Origin of the sequence: Stenotrophomonas sp. MYb238 (genome assembly GCF_009496535.1) — a bacterium.
Classification (GTDB): Bacteria; Pseudomonadota; Gammaproteobacteria; order Xanthomonadales; family Xanthomonadaceae; genus Stenotrophomonas.
Genome location: NZ_WIDL01000050.1, coordinates 1 through 3754 on the forward strand (window position 1 = coordinate 1; position 3754 = coordinate 3754).

Annotated in this window: 3 protein-coding genes; 1 reads left to right on the plus strand and 2 read right to left on the minus strand. The window is 69.4% G+C overall.

Annotated elements, in window-relative coordinates; all coding sequences use genetic code 11:
- Positions 1 to 267: 267 nt before the first annotated feature.
- Together CQ393_RS17915 and hemL are read right to left on the minus strand one after the other, a co-directional pair.
- Positions 268 to 864, minus strand: a complete 597-nt coding sequence (locus tag CQ393_RS17915) for an HAD-IA family hydrolase (RefSeq protein ID WP_153193671.1) — start codon at positions 862 to 864, stop codon at positions 268 to 270.
- Positions 865 to 951: 87 nt separating this feature from the next.
- Positions 952 to 2241, minus strand: coding sequence for a glutamate-1-semialdehyde 2,1-aminomutase (gene hemL / locus CQ393_RS17920; protein ID WP_153193675.1), 1290 nt, complete (start codon positions 2239 to 2241; stop codon positions 952 to 954).
- Positions 2242 to 2392: 151 nt separating this feature from the next.
- Between hemL and CQ393_RS17925 the strand changes: the two genes are divergently transcribed.
- A complete protein-coding gene (locus tag CQ393_RS17925) occupies positions 2393 to 3667 on the plus strand; it encodes a membrane dipeptidase (RefSeq protein WP_153193673.1) in 1275 nt (424 codons plus the stop codon).
- Positions 3668 to 3754: the final 87 nt, after the last annotated feature.

A 3754-nucleotide genomic window follows, 5' to 3' on the forward strand; every position in this document is an offset into this window, starting at 1 on the left:
GTGACGAAATACTCGGCGCCGGCTGGGTTGTACTTGCTGATGTCCGCGTACGGCCACCACTTCTCCGAGGCGTGGCGCCAGGGCTTCCTGTCCAGCACGTTGACCACGGCCAGGTTGAACGAGCCGCGTTGCCGCGTCATGTGTCTGCTGGCGTGTGACGCAGGGAGAGCACGATCCCTTTTTGCTCTGCGGCGATGTCACCCGCTGGGGCGGCTCGCGTCCTGCAACGAAGGTGGTTTCGCAGGGCGGGCCGCGCCCGGCAGGTAATCAGAGCAGCCGGTAACGGCGCAGCACGCGACGCAGTGATTGCGTGTGGTGCGCGGTATCGGCCTGCAGGCCGGCAGTGCGTGCGCCCTGCACGTGGCGGAACAGGTGATCGACGAACAGCGTGCGTGCCGGTGCGCAGCCGAGCTTTCCGGTCGCGGCCAGGTAGATGCGCGGGTCGGGTTTGCGTACACCCAGCGCGGCGCTGCACAGCACGTCGATGCCGGGCAGCAGAGGGGCGATCGCGGCCGCGCTCAAGTGGCCGTTGTTGGTCAGCACGGCCACGCGCACATCCGGGCGCAGCCGTTGCAGCAGGGCGAGCGTGTCGCGGCGCAGGATGCTGGCGTGGGTGCGGGCGGCGAGCCAGTCGTCGGCGCACAGCCGGCTGCCGAGGCGGGTGTTCAATGCCTGCAGCAGGGCATCGCCATCGAGTTCGCCGCGTGCGTGCGCCAGTTCCAGCCCTTCGCCACGCAGCACCGCGTCGATCTGCACCGGCGCGCAGCCGGCGGCCTCCGCCAGATGCCGGAGATGGCGCGGGTGGTCGTAATCGGCGAGCAGGCCGTCGAAATCGAGCAGCAGGGCGTGGAGGGTGGGAATCATCGGGACACGGCAGGAGCGACTTCAGTGGCGATGGGGCTTTTCCGGGAAGTCCCCTTCGCGACTGAAGTCGCTCCTACGGGGTGGCGGTCAGGCGGCGACGACCTTGAACGCCTCGCGCGCGGCGGCCAGGGTGGCGTCGATCACCGCGTCGTCGTGCGCGCTGGACAGGAAGCCGGCCTCGTAGGCCGAGGGCGCCAGGAACACGCCGCGCTCCAGCATCGCGTGGAAGAAGCGGTTGAACGCGGCGATGTCGCAGGCGGTGGCCTGGGCGTAGGTCTCCACCTTCTCGTCGGTGAAGAACAGGCCGAACATCGCGCCGACGCAGGTGGTGGTGACGGCGACGCCGGCCTCGCGCGCGGCCGCTTCCAGGCCTTCGCACAGGCGTGCGGTGCGTGCGGCCAGCGCATCGTGGAAACCCGGCTGCTGGATCAGCTCCAGCATCGCCAAGCCGGCGGCCATCGCCACCGGATTTCCGCTCAGCGTGCCGGCCTGGTAGATCGGGCCGGCCGGGGCGATCTGCTGCATCAGCGCGCGGCGGCCGCCGTAGGCGCCCACCGGCATGCCGCCGCCGATGATCTTGCCGAAGGTGGTCAGGTCCGGGGTGATGCCGTAGTGCGCCTGCGCGCCGCCCAGCGCCACGCGGAAGCCGGTCATCACCTCGTCGAAGATCAGCAGCGTGCCGTGTTTCGTGCACAGTTCGCGCAGGTGCTGCAGGTAGCCGGCGCGCGGCGGGATGCAGTTGGCGTTGCCGACCACCGGCTCGATGATCAGGCCGGCAATCTCGCCGCCCTGCTGCTCGAACAGCGCGGTGGCGGCGTCGAAATCGTTGTAGGGCAGGGTGAGCGTGAGTTCGCTCAGGCCGGCCGGCACGCCGGGCGAGGTCGGCACGCCCAGGGTCAGCATGCCGCTGCCGGCCTTGACCAGGAACGAGTCGCCGTGGCCGTGGTAGCAGCCCTCGAACTTGACGATCTTGGCGCGGCCGGTCGCACCGCGTGCCAGGCGGATCGCCGACAGCGTGGCCTCGGTGCCGGAGTTGACCATGCGCACCATCTCGCACGAGGGCACCAGCCGGATGATGGTCTCGGCCATGGTCACCTCGGCCGGGCACGGCGCGCCGAACGACAGGCCGTTGCCGATGGCCTGCTGCACCGCCTCGCGCACTGCCGGGTGGTTGTGGCCGACGATCATCGGGCCCCAGCTGCCCACGTAGTCGATGTAGCGGTTGCCGTCCACGTCGAACAGGCAGGCGCCATCGGCGCGCTGCACGAAGAACGGCTCGCCGCCGACCGACTTGAACGCGCGCACCGGCGAGTTGACGCCGCCGGGCAGCAGCAGCTGCGCGCGGGTGAACAGGGCGTGGGACTGGTCATGGTTCAGGGACATGGCATCGCTGCGTGGCGGGGAATGCGCCCATTGTCCCCTTTCGCGCCGGGCGCTGCCATGCGCCGCGGCATCCATGACCAATGGCCTGCAAGCGCGCGCAGGGCGCATGCAAGAATGCGGGACGATCCGTTCCGAAGGGAGAGCCATGAAGTTCGATACGACGTTCAGGGCCGGCGCGCTGTCGGCCGCGCTGCTGCTGGCCTTCGCCGCCACCGCGCAGGCCGGCACCGGCCCGGCGAAGATTTCCGAACGCGCGCGTGCGATCCAGGCCCAGGCGATCAACCTGGACACCCATCTCGACACGCCGGCGCTGTTCTCCAGGCCGGGCTGGAAGATCACCGACCGCCATGGCTTCCAGGACGACGGTTCGCAGATCGATTACCCGCGCATGGTCGAGGGCGGGCTGGACGGCGGCTTCTGGGTGGTGTTCACCGGCCAGGGCGAACGCGACGCCGCCGGCAACCTGAAGGCGCGCGACGCCGGCCTCCGGCGCCTGTCCGAGATCCGCGAGATGGTCGCCGCCAACCCGGACAAGTTTGAACTGGCCACCACCGCCGACGACGCGGCGCGGATCAAGGCGGCCGGGAAGAAGTCGGTCTACATCAGCATGGAGAACGCCTACCCGCTGGAGTACGACCCCAGCCTGCTCAGCTTCTACTACAAGCAGGGGCTGCGCATGATTTCGCTGGCGCACATCAGCCACAACGATTTCGCCGACTCGGCCGGCATGGGCGTGGCGCCGGAAGGCGAGCACGGCGGCCTGAGCGAGAAGGGCAAGGCGATGATCGCCGAAGCCAACCGGCTGGGCATCATCATCGACCAGTCGCATGCCTCCAACGCGGTGTTCGACCAGATGCTCGAACTGAGCAAGGCGCCGATCATCCTCTCCCACAGCGGCGCGTTCGATGTGTTCGCGCATTCGCGCAACATCGACGACAAGCGCATCCGCGCCCTGGCCAGGAAGGGCGGCGTGATCCAGGTGAACTCGCTGGGCGGCTACCTGATCGACACCGGCGCCACCCCGGAGTATCGCGCCGAGCGGCGCAAGCTCTACGAATCCTTCGGCGACCGCGACGACCTGAGCGACGCCGAGCGCGTGCAGCTCAAGGCGCGCATGGCGGAGCTGGACGCGAAGTACCACATCCGCAAGGCCGATTTCGACGACTACATGCGCCACCTGCTGCACATCATCAAGGTGGCCGGCTGGGAGCACGTCGGCCTGGGCGCGGACTGGGACGGCGGCGGCGGCGTCGATGGCTACGAGGACATCACCGCGCTGCCCAAGGTGGTGCAGGCGCTGCTCGATGCCGGCTACGACGAGCGGCAGATCGGCGCCATCCTCGGTGGCAACACCGTGCGCCTGATCCGCCAGGTACAGGCGCTGGCCGACCCGGCGGCGGTGAAGGCGGCGCTGGAGTAAGCGCGCGGTTCAAGCCCCTTTCCCCGCGGGCTAGAGGGCACGGTTTGCGCGTCACTGGCGCGCGTGCCTTCGAGCGCCCACGCCGCT

What these genes read in the sequence shown, in the direction of transcription:
- CQ393_RS17915 (WP_153193671.1), bottom strand. Translation starts at nt 864, where the DNA reads ATGATTCCCACCCTCCACGCCCTGCTGCTCGATTTCGACGGCCTGCTC.
- CQ393_RS17925 (WP_153193673.1), top strand. Translation starts at nt 2,393, where the DNA reads ATGAAGTTCGATACGACGTTCAGGGCCGGCGCGCTGTCGGCCGCGCTG.